This window comes from Pseudoalteromonas sp. MMG024, from assembly GCF_021654175.1.
Lineage (GTDB): Bacteria > Pseudomonadota > Gammaproteobacteria > Enterobacterales > Alteromonadaceae > Pseudoalteromonas.
This window is the reverse complement of the sequence record NZ_JAKFZO010000008.1, coordinates 82,028-100,041: the sequence shown is the minus strand read 5'-3', so window position 1 is coordinate 100,041 and position 18,014 is coordinate 82,028. Positions and strand designations below refer to the sequence as shown.

The following is an 18,014-nucleotide window of genomic DNA, read 5'->3' as shown; positions in this document are numbered from 1 at the left end:
TCTAAGCAATTATGCTAAAAAGAACTGTTATCTAATTAATTTCTTTAACTAAAAACTATATCGACAGTGGGAATAATTTCTTTAGAAAAAACCTGTAATTTTTTGCACTTTTTTAAATCACAAAATAAAAAAAGCAGCCAAATGGCTGCTCTTATGAGAGAGGGAGTACTAACTTGATTAATTAGGAGAGAGTGTTAACCAATTAGGGATAATGCGATTTGTGGCTGTTGATTTGCCTGGGCTAACATTGAGCTTGATGCTTGTTGTAGCACCTGATTACGAGCAAGACCCGCACTCTCCGCCGCAAAGTCTGTATCCATAATACGTGATTTCGACGCCGATACGTTTTCTGAAACATTGTTTAAATTACGAATAGTCGAACTAAAACGGTTTTGCTTCGCACCTAAGTCAGCTCGCACACCATTTACAATCGATAAAGCATCATCTAGTGCTGTAATCGCTGTTTGCGCACCTGCTGCTGTACTAATCGAATCATCTGAAAGTGCAAGGCCAGTTGAGTTCATGTTAGTGGTAATTTTCACCTGAATTGTTTGGTTCGCATCTGGTCCTACTTGATAGTCTGTATCGTATGTACCATCTAAGATATTTACACCACCAAACGTTGTATCACTTGCTACACGGTCTATCTCTGCTGATAATTCAGCAAACTCTTTTTGTAGTGCATCACGGTCTGAATCAGTGTTTGAACCATTCGCCGATTGAATCGATAAAACACGCATACGTTGCAACATATTTGACGTTTCTTCTAGTGCACCTTCTGCTGTTTGCGCTAGTGAAATACCATCGTTCGCGTTACGTGCGCCTTGGTTTGCACCATTTACTTGCGATTGTAAACGTGTGCCAATTTGTAAACCTGCTGCATCGTCCGCTGCACTGTTAACACGTAAACCTGATGATAAACGCTGAAAAGACGTGCTTAACGCATTTGTTGAATTTGATAATTGACGCTGTGCGTTCAATGATGTGATGTTTGAATTTACATATAAAGCCATGATTCTCGCCCTCTTCTATCTGCGGTGTCTACCGCCAAACAACTCGTTTGATTAAGATATCGACACGTCAAAAAGATTCTTTAATCAATTTTTACAAGTAAGCAACTAGAAGAAAAATAACCAACAAATAAACAAAGAGTTACTTTAATAAATTAATCACGAAATGCTTTTAATTTTGAAGCATGATTCATTCTGATTGTTCTAGTTTAGAGGTGTAATTGTTTAGTTTGGGCTCTATGAATACGGTATATGGGAGGGATATTATTCAGTCAAATATTTATAGATCACACCACTCAGTGTGATCTATAAAAAGCATTACGATTACTATTTATTACAGCAATGACAACGCAATTTGCGGCTGCTGGTTAGCCTGCGCTAACATTGAGCTTGAAGCCTGTTGTAATACTTGGTTACGCGCCAATGCCGCACTTTCTGCTGCAAAGTCTGTATCCATGATACGTGACTTAGACGCTGCTACATTTTCTGCTACGTTGTTTAAGTTACGAATAGTCGAACTAAAACGGTTTTGCTTCGCACCAAGATCAGCACGCACACCGTTCACTGTTGACAACGCATCATCTAGTGCACCTATAGCTGTTTGTGCGCCTGCAGCAGTACTGATAGAGTCATCAGAAAGCGCAAGTCCTGTTGAGTTCATATTTGTCGTTACTTTTAACGTAATAGTCTGGTTTGCATCAGCACCAACTTGGAAGTCTGTGTCGTACGTACCATCTAAAATATTTACACCACCAAAGCTCGTATCACTTGCAACACGATCAATCTCAGCAGATAGCTCTGTGAATTCTTTTTGCAGTGCATCACGATCCGAATCAGTGTTTGAACCATTCGCTGATTGAATTGCCAGTACACGCATACGTTGCAACATGTTCGAGGTTTCTTCCAACGCACCTTCTGCTGTTTGCGATAGTGAAATACCATCGTTCGCATTACGTGCACCTTGGTTCAAACCCTGTACTTGCGAGTTTAAACGTGTACCAATTTGTAAACCTGCCGCATCATCTGCTGCACTGTTTACACGTAAACCAGACGATAAACGCTGGAATGATGTTGATAATGCCTCGCTCGAACGAGAGAGTTGTCTTTGAGAATTCAAAGACATTATATTTGAGTTAACACTTAAAGCCATGAGAGCCTCCAATAATAATTAACATAGGAACTATCAGTAGCAAGAGAGAGAGTAAGCTACAGATAGTTTTCTGTCCCATCTTCGTTATCGGCGGCCGCCTAAAACCCTTTAGCTTTTTTTTAATTTTTTTTAACGAAAAGTAAAAAACGGCCATTTGGCCGTTTTGTATGAGAGGGAGTACTAACCTAGTTAATTAGGAGAGAGTATTAACCAATTAGTGATAGTGCTATCTGAGGCTGTTGATTTGCCTGCGCTAACATTGAGCTTGATGCTTGTTGTAACACCTGGTTACGCGCAAGACTTGCACTTTCAGCCGCAAAGTCCGTATCTAAAATACGTGACTTAGACGCTGACACATTTTCAGAAATATTATTCAAGTTACGAATAGTCGAGCTAAAACGGTTTTGCTTCGCACCGAGATCTGCACGTATACCATTTACCGTAGACAAAGCGTCATCAATTGCGGTAATCGCTGTCTGAGCCTGAGATGCAGTCGCAATTGTGTCATCGTTTACAGCTAAACCTGTTGCCCCCATACTTGTTGCGATAGCGACATTGATCACTTGGTTCGCATCTGGACCAACCTGGAAATCAGCTGTAAATGTTCCATCTAAAATATTTACACCACCAAACGTTGTATCACTTGCTACACGGTCGATTTCACTCGATAGCTCAGAAAACTCTTTTTGCAATGCTGCACGATCTGATGCTGTATTTGAACCATTTGCTGATTGAATTGCCAGAACACGCATACGCTGCAGCATGTTCGATGTTTCTTCTAGCGCACCTTCCGCTGTTTGCGATAGTGAAATACCATCGTTTGCATTACGTGCGCCTTGGTTTGCACCATTTACTTGCGATTGTAAACGTGTACCAATTTGAAGACCAGCCGCATCATCTGCTGCACTGTTAACACGTAAACCAGATGACAAACGTTGGAAGGACGTGCTTAACGCATTTGTTGAATTCGATAATTGACGCTGTGCGTTCAATGATGTGACGTTTGAATTTACATATAAAGCCATAATGTTCACCCTCTAGTTCTAAGCAATTATGCTAAAAAGAACTGTTATCTAATTAATTTCTTTAACTAAAAACTATATCGACAGTGGGAATAATTTCTTTAGAAAAAACCTGTAATTTTTTGCACTTTTTTAAATCACAAAATAAAAAAAGCAGCCAAATGGCTGCTCTTATGAGAGAGGGAGTACTAACTTGATTAATTAGGAGAGAGTGTTAACCAATTAGGGATAATGCGATTTGTGGCTGTTGATTTGCCTGGGCTAACATTGAGCTTGATGCTTGTTGTAGCACCTGATTACGAGCAAGACCCGCACTCTCCGCCGCAAAGTCTGTATCCATAATACGTGATTTCGACGCCGATACGTTTTCTGAAACATTGTTTAAATTACGAATAGTCGAACTAAAACGGTTTTGCTTCGCACCTAAGTCAGCTCGCACACCATTTACAATCGATAAAGCATCATCTAGTGCTGTAATCGCTGTTTGCGCACCTGCTGCTGTACTAATCGAATCATCTGAAAGTGCAAGGCCAGTTGAGTTCATGTTAGTGGTAATTTTCACCTGAATTGTTTGGTTCGCATCTGGTCCTACTTGATAGTCTGTATCGTATGTACCATCTAAGATATTTACACCACCAAACGTTGTATCACTTGCTACACGGTCTATCTCTGCTGATAATTCAGCAAACTCTTTTTGTAGTGCATCACGGTCTGAATCAGTGTTTGAACCATTCGCCGATTGAATCGATAAAACACGCATACGTTGCAACATGTTTGATGTTTCTTCTAGCGCACCCTCTGCTGTTTGAGCTAGTGAAATACCATCGTTCGCGTTACGTGCGCCTTGGTTTGCACCATTTACTTGCGATTGTAAACGTGTACCAATTTGTAAACCTGCTGCATCGTCCGCTGCACTGTTAACACGTAAACCAGATGATAAACGCTGGAAAGACGTGCTTAACGCGTTTGTTGAATTTGATAATTGACGCTGTGCGTTCAATGATGTGATGTTTGAATTTACATATAAAGCCATGATTCTCGCCCTCTTCTATCTGCGGTGTTTACCGCCAAACAACTCGTTTGATTAAGATATCGACAACAATGAAAATGACTTTAGAAAAAACTTAATAAAATTTAAAGCCCCCGATAAATCAAGGGCTTTAGAGCTATTATCCCTGAAGAAGTGACAACGCGATTTGAGGTTGTTGGTTAGCTTGCGCCAACATTGTGCTCGATGCTTGCTGCAGAACCTGATTACGTGCTAATGCCGCACTCTCCGCCGCAAAGTCTGTATCCATAATACGAGACTTCGATGCTGAAACATTTTCAGCAACACTTTTTAAGTTACGAATAGTTGAACTAAAGCGGTTTTGTTTCGCACCTAGATCAGCGCGTACAGCATTTACTGTAGACAAAGCATCATCAAGTGCTGCAATTGCAGTTTGAGCTCCTGCCGCAGTACTGATTGAATCATCCGAAAGAGCAAGCCCTGTTGTGTTCATATTGGTGGTAATTTTCACCTGAATCGTTTGGTTCGCATCAGGACCAACTTGATAATCTGTGTCGTATGTACCGTTTAAGATATTTACGCCACCAAACGTTGTATCTGTTGCCACACGGTCTATTTCAGATTGTAATTCAGCAAATTCTTTTTGCAGCGCATCACGGTCTGAATCTGTGTTTGAACCATTTGCCGATTGAATTGATAAAACACGCATACGTTGTAGCATGTTTGTTGTTTCTTCTAACGCACCTTCTGCGGTTTGCGACAGTGAAATACCATCATTTGCGTTACGTGCACCTTGATTAGCACCATTTACTTGCGATTGTAAACGAGTACCTATTTGCAAACCTGCCGCATCATCTGCTGCACTATTAACACGAAGACCTGATGATAAACGTTGGAACGAAGTACTTAATGCATTGGTTGAGTTCGCTAACTGCCTTTGAGCATTAAGTGACGTTATATTGGAATTTACATATAAAGCCATTTTTTTCTCCTAAGTTAGAATACAGTGGCGCAAAGCTCTCTCCTTCTTTGCGCTACTGTTAGTACTCCCGGCTCTCATGACGGGAAGTGCTTTGTTAAAGCGAACTTTAACGTTTGCACTAAGTTGCGTCTTTGACGCACTAACTTAAAAGCATTAAACGTGCCAACTTATATATAATCAAACAAAGTTAAACCTGAAACTCGGCCAAATGTCGCTTGCGCGGCCTGTAGCGCGGTTTCATTTTTCTTCAATTCGCTGATTGCTTCAGCCATATCGGCCTCTAATAAACTTGCCTTGGTGGCAACGTTTACGATTTCCTCTCCGGAATTGGCATTTTCATTCCTTGTAACGGCATTTAATCTCCCCCCAATACTTGCCCGGGTGAAAGTAATTGCCTCTTGCGCATTATCTAACTCTACAACTGAATCTGCAAGCGTCTCTTGCAATTGAGCCTGCGTACTTGCAGGATTTTCAAGTACCGAAATAAGCCCTTCTAATGTGTTTAAAATGTTCTTGTTGGTAGGTGTTTCTAGCGTAAAATCAGCTTGCCCTGGCGCAGCACCTTGTAGCGATATCTCCATGCCAGCAAATTCTATTGACTCACCGGTAAAATCTCCAGTGACAGCAGGTACTAGTGGCGAGCCATTTTGTCTGATCTCGTACTGATCTGGTGCGCCAGCCGTAACGACTACATTGAAAGTATTATTCGCGGGTGTGAGCGGGTCATAATAGTTAGCGTGAAATTGATCAAATTCAGCTTGTTGCTTAACATACACACTGCCCGCGGTAATTGCCCCCGGCAATATTGTCATCGCATTACTGGCAACATTTAGCCGCGCTTTCGTTTTTTCAAACAAATCTGCACCATTGTCAGTAGCTTGAATATAAGTTGAAGTAGCAACTTGAATCGAGTGATTACCCTGATCGCCGTTGTATGTATAAGTTTGACTAGCACTATCGTAAGAATAAGCCGCTTTACTATCTTGAAAACCAGAGAAAATAAAACGCCCATCTTCAGAGCGCGTATTCATCAAATCAAGTAAACTTTTTTGAATTTCAGCTAGTTCTTTACTAATACCCTCACGGTCGGTGTGAGTATATGCACCATTACCAGCTTGAATAGAAAGTTCGCGTGCTCGCTCTATTTGCGTATTCATACTTTTTAGCGCATTTTCTTCTACTTCTAAGCGCCCGCGTAAGAAACTCATATTCTTGTCAAACTGGTCATTCAGTTCTAGTTTTTTCGTAATCAAGTTCGCTTGTGCCATAGCGGCGGGATCATCCGCTGCTGTTAGTACCTTTTTCTGCGTATTCACTCTCAGTTGAGAATCTACAAGTTTCTCTTGGCCACTCAAAATACTATCGAGGCTATTTTGATACATAATATTATTCGATAAACGCATCTCGACTACCTCGCTGCATTAAGTATTGTGTCAAACACTGTGCTTGCGGTACTTAAGATCTTTGCCGCTGCCGCATAAGATTGTTGATAACGTAATAAGTTAGCCGCTTCTTCGTCTAAATTTACACCTGAAATCGACTCATACCACGCATTAGATTGATTAGCTAACGCATCAAATGCCACTTGATTGGTTTTAGCTTGCGCAGTTTTCATACCAACATCAGTCACTATATTACCGTATGCTTCATTAATCTTAGTGAGGTTATCACCATTGGTTACGATAGCACTTGACCTCACTAACTCTCGATTTTGAATATCTGCCAGTAAAAGGCCGTTTCGGCTATCGTCAAAGCCATCAGTATTAAACTCAATCGTAAATGAGTCACCCGTTTCTGCTATACCTTCAAGGTTAAAATCAAAACCATAGGTATTGTATGGTGCACCTGCTTGTGCCAAAACATTGTCATAAGGCGGTGTCAAAACAACCGTATTCGTTACGGGTGGTGCACCATCAGTAATTGTAAACTCATTAGGATTTGCCGTTTTAGTTAGTGTAATGGTGCCATTAGCTAAAACTGGCGGAGGACCTGGATTAAATCCTGGTGCAGTGGTGTCAGAAACAGTGCTTGACGCTATATTACCTGACCCTCTGTTGGCTAAGTCACTGTTAGTGCGTATCGGTGAAGCTAACGCTAAATCTTCCGGTCGCATGGTCGCAAGATCGAAGCTCGTCGATGCCTCTGAGTTAAGTTTAAGTTCAAATTTATCACCAACTGCAGCGCCTGCTCCTACATTAATTTGCAAACCAAAAAGCTCTCCGCCTACCGCTGTGCCCGAATTAGCCTGCCCAGCAGCGACAGCTGCAACAATAGGCGTACCAATTGGGTCGCCATATGAATCAAGCGCAGTAACTGTAATTTGGTTCGCTGCTGTATACTCAATTAAAAAATCATTTGGCGGTAACTCACTGCCTTTACCTGGCTCAATGGTTCCACTTATTTGAGCCGTCCCCGTGTTCGCTGCATAGGAATAAGCACCTGCGGTTGGAATGTTAAATAAATCGCCGCCAAGCTCACCATCGCCGTCTAATCCAAGCCTATTTTGCTGATTGAATGCATCCGCCATTGCTAGGCTCAATTGGCCTAACTTGTTTTGTGACGAAATAAGTATTTCTTCACGGTAAGCTAGTAGCCCGCCAATTTTTCCTTTTAGTACACTGGTATTCACTTCAAGCGGTATAGCTTTGCCTGAATCCACATCTAATTTTAAATCTTTAAAATTGGGGTCAGGATCACCAGAAATTGAAAATAAATTAAACGCGCCATCTTCCATTACAACAGCTTCACCCGTGCCCATAAATACAAGTTTTTCACCATTTGGACCATCAAGTGTTTCAATGTCGATGTATTCAGATAGCTCTTTAATTGCCAAATCACGCTGATTGATAGTGCCATTTAGAGCACTGCCATCAGGCCCCGATGTTCCAGAAGCAATTGATAAGTTTAGCTCGCTAATCTTAGTGATAAGTGAATTAGCTTCATTCGCATAGATTTCGAGCTGATCGTTAACGATGGTTTTTTGATCAAAAACGATACCCGATAATCGGTTAAGCTGATCGATGTAACCTTGGGCATTACTAAAAAACAGGGAGCGACTAACACTAGACGATGGTTGGTTTAAACTATCTTGTAACGAGCCAAACAACGAGTTTATGCTCGTTCCGAGACTATTAGACTCTTCAGCAAATAGGCTATCTACTCGCGCGGACTCGCTAACAATTTGGTTGTAAAAAGCCGCATTGGAAATATCGCGATTAAGCTGCTCTTGCGCAAAACTATTCACTAAGCGGAAAGTTTGCCCAAGTCCAACTTGATTATCGAACAGTGTTCTATGTTCTGTGCGCTCTCGAACATAACCTTCGGTATTGACGTTGGTAATGTTTTTACTGGTAGTTTGAAGTAACTCTGAGCTTGCACGTACACCTGAGTTTGCAATATTAAGTAGATTAAAAGACATTAGTTAGTGCCTCCTAAACTTGTTATCGAACTTTTCATCATATCTTTTACATTTATTCCTGAAGCGACAGCATCGAGTGCTTGCGTAAATTCACTGCGCTTTAACACGTCTTTTATTTTATCTGCATAATTAGGGTCAGTTGCATACCCTGCTTTTTGTAATTCATCGAGGTACTGAGATGGGTTTGATGTTATTTTTAGCGCTGACTGATAGCGTGGGTTTTGCTGTAAAAAATTCACAAAATCATCAAAACTTTCGGCAATGCTGTTATACGCTCTAAAATTAGATTGTTTTTTAACGGCAACGCCTTGTTCAAATTCAAGCGAAGCTTTCGCGGTTTTATCACCTTGCCATGCACGATCAGCTTTAATATTGAAAAAATTATTTGAGCTTTGCCCATCACTTTTAGTAATCACATGTTTTCCCCAGCCTGTTTCAAGCGCTGATTGCGCTAACATAACAGCTGGACTTAACCCTATTTTTTCAGCTGCGTTTTTAGCGTGCTGCCAAAGCTCAGAAACAAACGACTGCTCATTTTCAAAGGCAGTACCTTCACCTGTTGTATTTATCTGTTGTGGTGAATCTGTATTTGCGGTATTCAATGAAGGCTTTTGCATTGGCGCAATTTGGCTTGATGAAAACAAACTTGCAGGGGTGTATTTTCCTGGCGTTGGTGAAAGTTGCTGGACAATAATATCGGCAAGCCCTAATGCTCCACTTTGTGAAAGCTCCATAGAAAGCTGCTGATCGTGCATATCACGATAAAATTTAACGCTGCTTTCATTAAACGGGCTATCTTCGTCTTCAAATGCTTCATTGGCTTTACGCATACTTTTAAATAGCATTTGGGTAAAAATAGATTCAAACTGAGCTGCAACTTGCTTAAGCGCCTTTTTATCAGGATCGCCTTGCAGCGCTTCTTGACGTAAAGAATCTAAGTTACTCAAGTCAAAGAAACTTTGTTGATGATTTATGTTGTTACCATCCATAAGTCAGCTCTCATTCAATAAATTGGCTACGAAATAAACTAATAATTCAATGCAAAAATCAAGCCAAAGAAACCAAACTAGAACGCTAAACAAAAAAGCCCTGCAATGCAGGGCTTTAGTAACAATCTTTAAACTTAAATAACGATTAGCTGGCCACTTATTGCGCCCGCCTCTTTCAGCGCTTCAAGTATTGCCATTAAATCACCTGGCGCTGCGCCGACTTCGTTAATCGCTCGCACGAGATCATCTAAACTCGCACCCGGGTCAAACACAAAGGCACGAGTATCATCGCGGGCTACATCGATAATGCTTTGCTCGGTAACAACCGTTTGCCCACCAGCAAGTGCGTTGGGTTGATTAACGTTTTGCTGCTCTGCAATCGTGACAGTCAATCCACCATGGGTGATTGCAGCGGGCTCTAAAGTGACATTTTTACCAATCACGATAGTGCCTGTACGCGAATTAACGATAATTTTTGCGCTGTTATCAGCTGGTTCGAATTCAAGGTTTTCTAAAGTAGCAAGGTAAGCTACGCGCTGCGCTGGATCGCGTGGTGCTAACACTTTAACCGACGCTGCGTCCATCGCTGTGGCTGTATTGGGACCTACTAAATCGTTTATCGTGTCAGACAAGGCTTTTGCAGTAGAGAAATCAGGGCGGTGCAGATTAAATGTAATGTGATCACCTTGGTTAAACGGCGATGCGACCGCACGTTCGACAATCGCTCCATTTGGAACACGGCCCACAGTTGGTGTATTTACTAATACTTTACTGCCATCAGCACCTTCGGCGCCTAATCCGCTAACCACCATGCTGCCTTGTGCAATTGCATACACGTTGCCATCAACGCCCTTTAGAAAGGTTTGAATTAATGTACCACCGCGCAAGCTTAATGCGCTACCAATTGACGATACAGTAACATCGATTGTTTGGCCCGGTTTCACGAAAGGCGGTAAATCAGCATGTACAGCTACTGCTGCGACATTCTTAATCTTAGGCTTTAAGTTTGCAGGTAAAGTGATACCAAAACTGCTGAGCATGGCTTTAAAACTTTGCTCGGTAAAGCTACTTTTTTCGCCTGTGCCAGGCAAACCAACAACTAAACCATAACCAACAAGCTGGTTACTACGCACCCCTTCAACAACGGTCACATCTTTAATGCGTTCTGCTGTTGTTGGGAAACTAAAAAGACTAAGAAGCGCGATAAAACCAATAGCAAAATTACGCATGCGACCTCCTAAAAAGGGTTTAATGGGCTTAAGAAGAACTGCGCTAACCAGCCTGCTTCTTGTGCATCTGCCAGTGCCCCTTTACCAGAGTACTGAATACGTGCGTTTGCAATACGGGTAGACATCACCATATTGTCAGCACTAACATCCTTCGGACGAACGATGCCTTCTAAGCGAATAAATTCTTCACCGGTATTAAGCGTAAGCCACTTTTCACCGCGAATAACTAAATTACCGTTTGGTAATACACGCATCACATTAACTGAAATATTACCGTTTAGACTATTTGACTGATCTGACTTCGCATCGCCTTTATATGAGCCCTCTGAACCAACACCGTATTGCAACGCATCACCATTTATCGTAACTGCATTACCGCCAAATCCAGTAACCGGTGATAGTGCAAAGTCCGTTTCTCGGTCAGTTTCCGTTTTTGCCGTTTTTGACGCCTGAGTTGACTCACTCAGCACTACGGTAATAATGTCACCTTGGCGCAACGCTTTTTGGTCTGAATAAAGGTCATTTGAGTAATGTATATTATAAAGTGACCCCGTATTTACCTGCGACACATCGGTATCTTCAGGATACAGCGGCGCATAATACGGATCATCACGTTCGACGAAGCGGTTTGCTGTTGTCACACAACCGCTTAAAAGTGCGCTGCCGATCAATGTTAATAGTAACTTACTCATACTAACCACCTATTAAAGCTGCTGATTAATGTAACTCAACATTTCATCAACCGAAGAAATCACTTTTGAATTCATCTCATAAACGCGCTGTGTCTCAATAAGATTTACTAACTCTTCGGTTACATTCACGTTTGATGTTTCAAGAGAGCCCTGCACAATCACACCTAATCCATCCACACTCGGGTTACCTTGCACGGGAGCACCACTTACTGCGGTTTCTGTGTAGAGGTTTTGTCCCATAGGCTCAAGGCCTGATGGATTAATAAAATCAGAAATGGTGAGCTGACCAATTACTGCGTTGTCTGCTTGCCCAGCGATACGTACTGACACTTCGCCATCTTGCGATACAATAATCTGCTGTGCATCATCAGGGACATTCATTTCTGGTTGTAACGGATAACCCGCGCCCGATGTTACAATGCGACCTTCTTCATCCGTAGTAAATTGGCCATTTCGCGTATAGGCGAGACTACCGTCCGGCATCGCAACTTCAAAAAAGCCCTGACCTTGAATCATCCAGTCCATAGAGTTATCAGTTGTTAGCATATTTCCTTGTGAGAAATTCTTTTGCGTGGCAACTACTTTAGAACCCGCACCTAACATTAAACCCGATGGCAGCTGCGTATCTTGCGATGAGCGCCCCCCAGGCTGATTAATATTTTGATAAAGTAAATCTTCGAAAATCGCACGGCTTTTTTTGTACCCTACGGTGCTCGCGTTTGCTAAGTTATTTGATATTACAGACGTATCGGTTTGCTGCGCATCGATACCTGTTTTACTGATCCACAATGCAGGATGCATACTAACCTCCAAAAACCATTAATAAATTCGCATAAGAGAACTTTGGCTTTCGTCAATTTTCTCTGCGGTTTTCATCATTTTGACTTGCAACTCAAACTGACGTTGGTGTGAAATCATTCCCACCATCTCATCAACTGGGTTTACATTAGACATTTCTAATGCACCGCTAGTTACAGTCATATTTGGGTCGGTATCCAGTTCCGCCCCATCTTTATTTCTAAACAAGCCATCCAACCCTTTTTCTAAAGGTTGAACACCATACGCACTGACCAACTTTAAGCGGTCGATATCTTCAATAAAATTTGCTGGTGCGCCTTGCGGCCTAACTTGGATCATGCCGTCTTTGGCAATTTGTACTTTTTCAATCGGCACTGGCAAAATAACAGGCCCAGCTTCACCGATTACAGGTAAGCCATTAGCTGTAAATAGCTGCCCTGTTTCACTCATGCGTAAATTGCCTGAACGTGTGTAGGCCTCGTCACCATTTGCATCTTGCACAGCGAGCCAACCGTTTTCACCGACTGCAATATCAAGTTCACGTCCGGTCATAGATAAAGCACCAGCACTCAAACGTGAACCTGGTCTTTCTTCCATCGCAAACACGCGTGTTGGCAAGCCTTCACCAAAAGCCTGCATAGAACGAGCTTGCTCTAAATCAGCTTTAAACGCAGTGGTTTTTGCATTAGCTAAATTATTAGCTTTAACTGCAATGCCCAGCATATTTTGTTTAGCGCCCGATGCAGCGACATAAAGTAATTTATCCATCGACTCGACCTAAAAATGATCACCAATAGTTAGGTAGAGCAAAAATGATGCCAATCGCAATGATTGAAAATTGACGCGATTAAGAAATAACAAATAGAATAAAAAAGGGCTGAAAAATCAGCCCGATAAAGAAGTGAATTACGCTAACTAAATTAGCGGATCTGTAAGATATTTTGTTGCAGTGTTGAGTTGACTTCTAAAGCTCGTGAGTTCGCTTGGAAGTTTCGCTGCGCGGAAATTAAATCCACAAGTTCGTTAGTTAAGTTTACGTTAGATTGCTCGAGCGCACTTGAATTAATCGTACCTAATGTACCCGATCCTGGCTCACCTGCAATTGGTTCACCTGACGTTAAACTTTCTTTCCACGCTGTATTACCTACCTGAGATAAACCTTGTGAATTAGCAAATCGTACCATAGACACTTGGCTAATATAGGTTGAATCACCGTTACTGTATGACGCCACTATCTTACCATCGGTACCAATATCAATACCCGTTAAACGCCCTACTGTCGCACCATCTTGTTCAAGTGCTTTTACCTCAAAACGACTCGCATACTGAGTAGGTTGTTTCTGTGCTGTGCCTACTTCGTCGCGCCAATTGATATTTACATCATTTGGAAATGCCGCACCGTTTGTTAAAAGGCTTGATAAGTTAGTCGCTGTTAATGAAACAGGGTCAAATGTGGTATTAGGCGCAGTAACAGGAGCTTGAGGCAAACCGCTTGAATCAAACGTAAATGTTGCCAGTGGGCCTGCCGGTGGGTTAGTACCTGTACTATCAAACTCTTGTCCACCTAATGTAGCGTGAACATTCCACTGATTATTTGTACCAGTTTTTACAAAATAGAACTGCATAACGTGCGGCTCGCCAAGTGAATCATATACGGTTGTAGACGTAGATGCGTTAAACGTAGCAGATTCTTTTGGATTAAATGGCGATACCGTAGGCTGAGTTGCACCGGCATCTAAGTTAAATGAGGTATACACATTATTGGTTGCACGTGGTGCACCTGATGCGTCAGGAATTTGAATCGGAGTTGCCGTACTCAAACTGACGGATGTTGTATCTCCGTTCGATGGGTCTACAGGGAAACCACGCAAAAAGTTCCCTTGTGCATCAACAACAAAGTTATCTTTGTTAAGTTTGAATGCACCAGCACGAGTATAAGTATAATCTTGCGATGATAATGAATCAGTCATCGCAAAGTAACCTTCGCCGGTAATCGCTAAATCAAGCGCGTTCTGAGTAAACTGTAATGAACCCTGGTTAAACTGTTGTGCAACAACCGTTGTTTGCACACCGTCACCATTTTTTGTTTTGCCCGAACTAAATACCGACGCAGCATATACATCTGCGAATTCAGCGCGTGACTCTTTAAAACCTGTTGTGTTTACGTTCGCAATGTTGTTTGCGGTTACATCGAGATCTTTCTGTGCCGCAGCCAATCCCGTTAATGCAATATTAAAACTCATAATTCACCTCTTAAACTCGCAGTCCTGATTGTTAGAAAACTGCTTACTCGGAGTTATTTATTCAACTTTAATGCCAAGATTAACCTTGAGCGATTTCGACAACATCACTTAAATTAATCGAACCAGCGCCCGTGTTAAGCACCAAGCCATGAGTGCCTTTTAAACTAACACTTGAAATGTTCAAAAACGCTCCTGTTGGAAAGCTCATATACTCACCATCTGCGACTCGTCCTTCCGCTGTCATCGCGTAATTGCCAGGTGGCAACGGATTTCCGCTTTCATCTTTGCCATCCCACTCAAACTTTGCAGCACCCGCTGTCTTCGAACCAATATCCAGCGTGCGAACAACCTCACCCGCTGCATTTTTGATTTTTACGGTGACATCATGAGCCGAGGTATCCAGCGCTACACTACCTGTAGATGTTTTGCCATCTCTCAGTTCAAGCACTGTTGATGGCACCAGTGCATCTTTACCAACCAGAGTTGATGCTTGTAGTGCAGAATTCGAAGTCATCGTTGAAGCAAAGCTTTCAAAGTTTGCATTCAATTGACTAATACCATCAGCCATCGAAAAGCTAGTCATTTGCGCGATCATCTGATCGTTATCCGCAGGTTTTGTCGGATCTTGATACGATAACTGCTGCGTTAACAATGCAAAGAAATCTTCTTGTTTTAGCTGATCGTTATCATTTTGTTCAGGAACACCAGTCGGTGTTTTCCATTTAACTGAATCAATAAAACTGTCGTTACTCACGTTTGTTGTCATGATCAGCTCCTATTAGTTTTGACCCATGCGCAGAGTACGAGACAGCATTTGTTTCGCTGCATCAGCTACTTGAACATTGGTTTGGTAATTACGTGATGCCGAAATCATATTTGCCATTTCTTCCACAACATTGACATTCGGCTTATAGATAAAACCATCTTTATCAGCCAGCGGATGCTCTGGATTGAATTCACGCTTTAGCGGTTTGTCACTTTCAACAATACCAAGCACCTTTACTCCAACCGCTTCACCTTGTTGCGCATTAACCGCTTTGCTCAACTCCGCAGAAAAAACAGGATGACGTGCACGGTAAGTTTCATCTGCACTTGAACTCACTGAGTTAGCATTAGACAAATTACTTGCAGTCGTATTTAAACGCACAGATTGTGCACTCATGCCAGTACCAGAAATGTTAAATACATTATATAGACTCATAATTATGCCCCTTGCCCACCTAGTGCTTTTTTCAAGCCTTTAAACTTACCGCCTAAAAAGTTAATACTCGCTTGGTACTCCATTGCGTTTTGAACATACTTACTACGTTCTTCCTGCATATCCACAGTATTACCGTCACCGGTATCAGGCTGAGTGGGTACTCGATACAAGGTGTTACTTTCTAAACTATTAATAGATAGATCGAAGTGTTTTTCGTGAGTGGTCGACAAGCGCTTAGATTGGCTCGATTTAGCCTGCTCAAGGGCTTTTGAAAAATCGATATCTCGCGCTTTGTAGTTTGGCGTATCTGCGTTAGCAATATTGGTTGCTAGCACTTCTGCTCTTTGCGAACGAGCAAGAGTAGCTTGCGGATGAATGCCGAGTGCTCTGTCAAAACTGATAGCCATAACTTCTCCAAAAAAGTGACTTTGAAGAAGTTATGCAAATAGTAAGCCAGAGCTACTAGCTAATTATTTTTTTTGATAAATGATACCAGGATTGCAGCGGATCATTTCAAAATCCTCGCTTAATCCGGTCATAGATTCAGACGCGCCTAGAAACAAATACCCTTTAGGGCTAAGGGCTTGGTGAAATTGTTTAATAATTTTCGCTTTAACTTCCGGTGAGAAATAAATCAGCACATTACGACAAAAAATGATTTCAAATTTCCCCATAAGAGCGTACGAATCTAACAAGTTTAAGTGACGAAAGCTCACCATCCGCTTTATATCATCGTTCACTTTTGCCATACCGTGATCTGAATCCGTAAAAAACTTGCGACGTCTTTCAGGTGAAAGACCTCGTGCCAGCGCAAGCGAATCGTATTCAGCATTTTTACAGATATCTAACATGGTGTTAGATATATCTGTACCAACAATATTAACGCCCGCTAGCGCCCCAGGCTTTGACTGCTTAAATTCAGCTGCACTCATAGCGATTGAATACGGTTCTTGTCCAGAGGAACTTGCAGCAGACCAAATTTTAATAGGTCTACGCAGCTCCGAAAGTTCAGGGAAAAGTTTATTCTTAAGCAATTCGAATGGATATGTATCACGAAACCACAGGGTTTCATTAGTTGTCATTGCATCAACAACTGCAGCCCTTAACTGACGTTCACGCGGGCTAAGCGTTTTAGTCACTAATTCAGATAAAGAGTCGACATCAAACCTTGCCATTAAAGGTGCAAGACGGCTCTTTACTAGATACTGTTTATTGTCACCTAGTACAATGCCACATTGCTGTTCTAAAAAGCTTTTAAATTGCTGATATTCTTTATCATCTAAGTTTTTGTTCAAGTTTATTACTCGCTGGTCTAATCTTCATGAACCCACTTTTTAACCGCAGTAGCTAACTCGTCTGGGTTAAACTTCGCAATAAAATCATCAGCTCCGACTTTTTCAACCATCGCCTGATTAAATACACCACTGAGTGATGTATGTAATATAACATGAAGCGGTGCTGTTCTGGGATCAGCCTTTAGTTCGGCTGTTAGCGTATATCCATCCATTTCTGGCATTTCTACGTCTGAAATAAGTAGCGCTACTCGTTCAGTGACCACACTTTGGCAATCTTTCTCGGCAATTTCTTTCAGGCGAATTAGCGCCTCGCGTCCATTTTTTGCCACCTCAGTTTGCACACCTAAAGGCTCAAGTGCACGTTTCACTTGGTTTCTCGCAACTGTCGAATCATCGGCAATAAATACAATACGCTCACCAAGGTCTTTTTGCATTTCACCATCTGAAACCAAATCAGCGCTCACCTCGGTGTTTACTGGGCAAATTTCATTCAGTATCTTTTCTACATCCAGTATTTCAACGAGTTCCTTTTCGATTTCAGTTACTGCAGTTAAATACGAATAACGCCCCGAACCTGACGGGGGTGGCATAATTGATTCCCAGTTGATATTAACGATACGTTCAACCGAGTCGACTAAAAAGCCCTGTACTGAACGGTTATATTCAGTAATGATAATAAAACAATCTTTTGTATCTTGGATCCCTGGACCACCAATAGCTAACGAAAGATCGATAACCGAAATTGTTTGCCCACGTATATGCGCCACACCTTTAACATAATGATTAGATTTTGGCATTGCCGTTAAGTTAGGACACTGTAAAACCTCACGTACTTTGAACACGTTAATTCCGAACCGCTGCCTGCCTTTTAACTTAAACAGCAACAACTCTAGCCTATTTTGACCTACGAGTTGCGTTCGCTGATTAACCGAATCTAAAATGCCTGCCATTTCAATCTCCTAACTTGAAGCAATGA

The 18,014-nt window shown here is 41.9% G+C and carries 18 protein-coding genes; all 18 read right to left on the bottom strand.

From position 1 onward, the window contains the following. Positions 1–194 precede the first annotated feature (194 nt). The 18 genes from L1068_RS09430 to L1068_RS09345 all read right to left on the bottom strand — a co-directional run bounded on the left by L1068_RS09430 (position 195) and on the right by L1068_RS09345 (position 17,988). Complete coding sequence (locus L1068_RS09430; RefSeq protein WP_237130046.1) at positions 195–1,013, bottom strand: flagellin; 819 nt, start codon at positions 1,011–1,013, stop codon at positions 195–197. Between the two features lie 331 nt (positions 1,014–1,344). Continuing rightward, the gene (locus L1068_RS09425; protein WP_010560728.1) at positions 1,345–2,160 is read right to left on the bottom strand and encodes a flagellin; all 816 of its coding nucleotides are present in this window, start codon (positions 2,158–2,160) and stop codon (positions 1,345–1,347) included. 206 nt (positions 2,161–2,366) lie between these two features. Continuing rightward, on the bottom strand, positions 2,367–3,185 hold the full coding sequence (locus tag L1068_RS09420; RefSeq protein WP_010560726.1) for a flagellin: 819 nt from the start codon (positions 3,183–3,185) through the stop codon (positions 2,367–2,369). Between the two features lie 211 nt (positions 3,186–3,396). Next, on the bottom strand, positions 3,397–4,215 hold the full coding sequence (locus L1068_RS09415) for a flagellin (protein ID WP_237130046.1): 819 nt from the start codon (positions 4,213–4,215) through the stop codon (positions 3,397–3,399). Positions 4,216–4,351: 136 nt separating this feature from the next. Then, positions 4,352–5,173 (bottom strand): flagellin, encoded by an 822-nt coding sequence (locus L1068_RS09410; RefSeq protein ID WP_237130045.1) that lies wholly within the window; start codon positions 5,171–5,173, stop codon positions 4,352–4,354. A gap of 167 nt (positions 5,174–5,340) precedes the next feature. After that, on the bottom strand, positions 5,341–6,576 hold the full coding sequence (flgL, locus tag L1068_RS09405) for a flagellar hook-associated protein FlgL (RefSeq protein WP_237130044.1): 1,236 nt from the start codon (positions 6,574–6,576) through the stop codon (positions 5,341–5,343). Between the two features lie 5 nt (positions 6,577–6,581). Then, entirely contained in the window at positions 6,582–8,591 is a 2,010-nt protein-coding gene (flgK, locus tag L1068_RS09400) for a flagellar hook-associated protein FlgK (protein ID WP_237130043.1), read from the bottom strand. Next, positions 8,591–9,580, bottom strand: coding sequence for a flagellar assembly peptidoglycan hydrolase FlgJ (gene flgJ, locus L1068_RS09395; protein ID WP_237130042.1), 990 nt, complete (start codon positions 9,578–9,580; stop codon positions 8,591–8,593). The genes flgK and flgJ overlap by 1 nt, the downstream gene beginning before the upstream one ends. A gap of 134 nt (positions 9,581–9,714) precedes the next feature. Then, positions 9,715–10,809: a flagellar basal body P-ring protein FlgI gene (locus L1068_RS09390; RefSeq protein ID WP_010560733.1), complete on the bottom strand. Its 1,095-nt coding sequence runs from the start codon at positions 10,807–10,809 to the stop codon at positions 9,715–9,717. A gap of 8 nt (positions 10,810–10,817) precedes the next feature. Then, entirely contained in the window at positions 10,818–11,501 is a 684-nt protein-coding gene (gene flgH, locus L1068_RS09385) for a flagellar basal body L-ring protein FlgH (RefSeq protein WP_100912908.1), read from the bottom strand. Between the two features lie 12 nt (positions 11,502–11,513). Beyond that, positions 11,514–12,302, bottom strand: coding sequence for a flagellar basal-body rod protein FlgG (gene flgG, locus L1068_RS09380; protein ID WP_010560735.1), 789 nt, complete (start codon positions 12,300–12,302; stop codon positions 11,514–11,516). Positions 12,303–12,320: 18 nt separating this feature from the next. Continuing rightward, a complete protein-coding gene (locus tag L1068_RS09375) occupies positions 12,321–13,067 on the bottom strand; it encodes a flagellar basal body rod protein FlgF (protein WP_010560736.1) in 747 nt (248 codons plus the stop codon). A gap of 152 nt (positions 13,068–13,219) precedes the next feature. Further along, positions 13,220–14,542 (bottom strand): flagellar hook protein FlgE, encoded by a 1,323-nt coding sequence (flgE, locus tag L1068_RS09370; protein WP_237130041.1) that lies wholly within the window; start codon positions 14,540–14,542, stop codon positions 13,220–13,222. A gap of 79 nt (positions 14,543–14,621) precedes the next feature. Next, entirely contained in the window at positions 14,622–15,308 is a 687-nt protein-coding gene (locus tag L1068_RS09365) for a flagellar hook assembly protein FlgD (RefSeq protein WP_010560738.1), read from the bottom strand. A gap of 12 nt (positions 15,309–15,320) precedes the next feature. Beyond that, positions 15,321–15,743, bottom strand: a complete 423-nt coding sequence (gene flgC, locus L1068_RS09360) for a flagellar basal body rod protein FlgC (protein WP_010560739.1) — start codon at positions 15,741–15,743, stop codon at positions 15,321–15,323. A 2-nt stretch (positions 15,744–15,745) separates the two neighbouring features. Next, positions 15,746–16,150 carry a flagellar basal body rod protein FlgB gene (flgB, locus tag L1068_RS09355; RefSeq protein WP_010560740.1) on the bottom strand — a complete coding sequence of 135 codons (405 nt, stop codon included), beginning with the start codon at positions 16,148–16,150 and terminating at the stop codon, positions 15,746–15,748. A gap of 63 nt (positions 16,151–16,213) precedes the next feature. Then, a complete protein-coding gene (locus L1068_RS09350) occupies positions 16,214–17,044 on the bottom strand; it encodes a protein-glutamate O-methyltransferase CheR (RefSeq protein ID WP_040641235.1) in 831 nt (276 codons plus the stop codon). Between the two features lie 11 nt (positions 17,045–17,055). Beyond that, positions 17,056–17,988, bottom strand: coding sequence for a chemotaxis protein CheV (locus tag L1068_RS09345; RefSeq protein WP_237130040.1), 933 nt, complete (start codon positions 17,986–17,988; stop codon positions 17,056–17,058). Positions 17,989–18,014: the final 26 nt, after the last annotated feature.

What these genes read in the sequence shown, in the direction of transcription:
- L1068_RS09430 (WP_237130046.1), bottom strand. Translation starts at nt 1,013, where the DNA reads ATGGCTTTATATGTAAATTCAAACATCACATCATTGAACGCACAGCGT.
- L1068_RS09425 (WP_010560728.1), bottom strand. Translation starts at nt 2,160, where the DNA reads ATGGCTTTAAGTGTTAACTCAAATATAATGTCTTTGAATTCTCAAAGA.
- L1068_RS09420 (WP_010560726.1), bottom strand. Translation starts at nt 3,185, where the DNA reads ATGGCTTTATATGTAAATTCAAACGTCACATCATTGAACGCACAGCGT.
- L1068_RS09415 (WP_237130046.1), bottom strand. Translation starts at nt 4,215, where the DNA reads ATGGCTTTATATGTAAATTCAAACATCACATCATTGAACGCACAGCGT.
- L1068_RS09410 (WP_237130045.1), bottom strand. Translation starts at nt 5,173, where the DNA reads ATGGCTTTATATGTAAATTCCAATATAACGTCACTTAATGCTCAAAGG.
- flgL (WP_237130044.1), bottom strand. Translation starts at nt 6,576, where the DNA reads ATGCGTTTATCGAATAATATTATGTATCAAAATAGCCTCGATAGTATT.
- flgK (WP_237130043.1), bottom strand. Translation starts at nt 8,591, where the DNA reads ATGTCTTTTAATCTACTTAATATTGCAAACTCAGGTGTACGTGCAAGC.
- flgJ (WP_237130042.1), bottom strand. Translation starts at nt 9,580, where the DNA reads ATGGATGGTAACAACATAAATCATCAACAAAGTTTCTTTGACTTGAGT.
- L1068_RS09390 (WP_010560733.1), bottom strand. Translation starts at nt 10,809, where the DNA reads ATGCGTAATTTTGCTATTGGTTTTATCGCGCTTCTTAGTCTTTTTAGT.
- flgH (WP_100912908.1), bottom strand. Translation starts at nt 11,501, where the DNA reads ATGAGTAAGTTACTATTAACATTGATCGGCAGCGCACTTTTAAGCGGT.
- flgG (WP_010560735.1), bottom strand. Translation starts at nt 12,302, where the DNA reads ATGCATCCTGCATTGTGGATCAGTAAAACAGGTATCGATGCGCAGCAA.
- L1068_RS09375 (WP_010560736.1), bottom strand. Translation starts at nt 13,067, where the DNA reads ATGGATAAATTACTTTATGTCGCTGCATCGGGCGCTAAACAAAATATG.
- flgE (WP_237130041.1), bottom strand. Translation starts at nt 14,542, where the DNA reads ATGAGTTTTAATATTGCATTAACGGGATTGGCTGCGGCACAGAAAGAT.
- L1068_RS09365 (WP_010560738.1), bottom strand. Translation starts at nt 15,308, where the DNA reads ATGACAACAAACGTGAGTAACGACAGTTTTATTGATTCAGTTAAATGG.
- flgC (WP_010560739.1), bottom strand. Translation starts at nt 15,743, where the DNA reads ATGAGTCTATATAATGTATTTAACATTTCTGGTACTGGCATGAGTGCA.
- flgB (WP_010560740.1), bottom strand. Translation starts at nt 16,150, where the DNA reads ATGGCTATCAGTTTTGACAGAGCACTCGGCATTCATCCGCAAGCTACT.
- L1068_RS09345 (WP_237130040.1), bottom strand. Translation starts at nt 17,988, where the DNA reads ATGGCAGGCATTTTAGATTCGGTTAATCAGCGAACGCAACTCGTAGGT.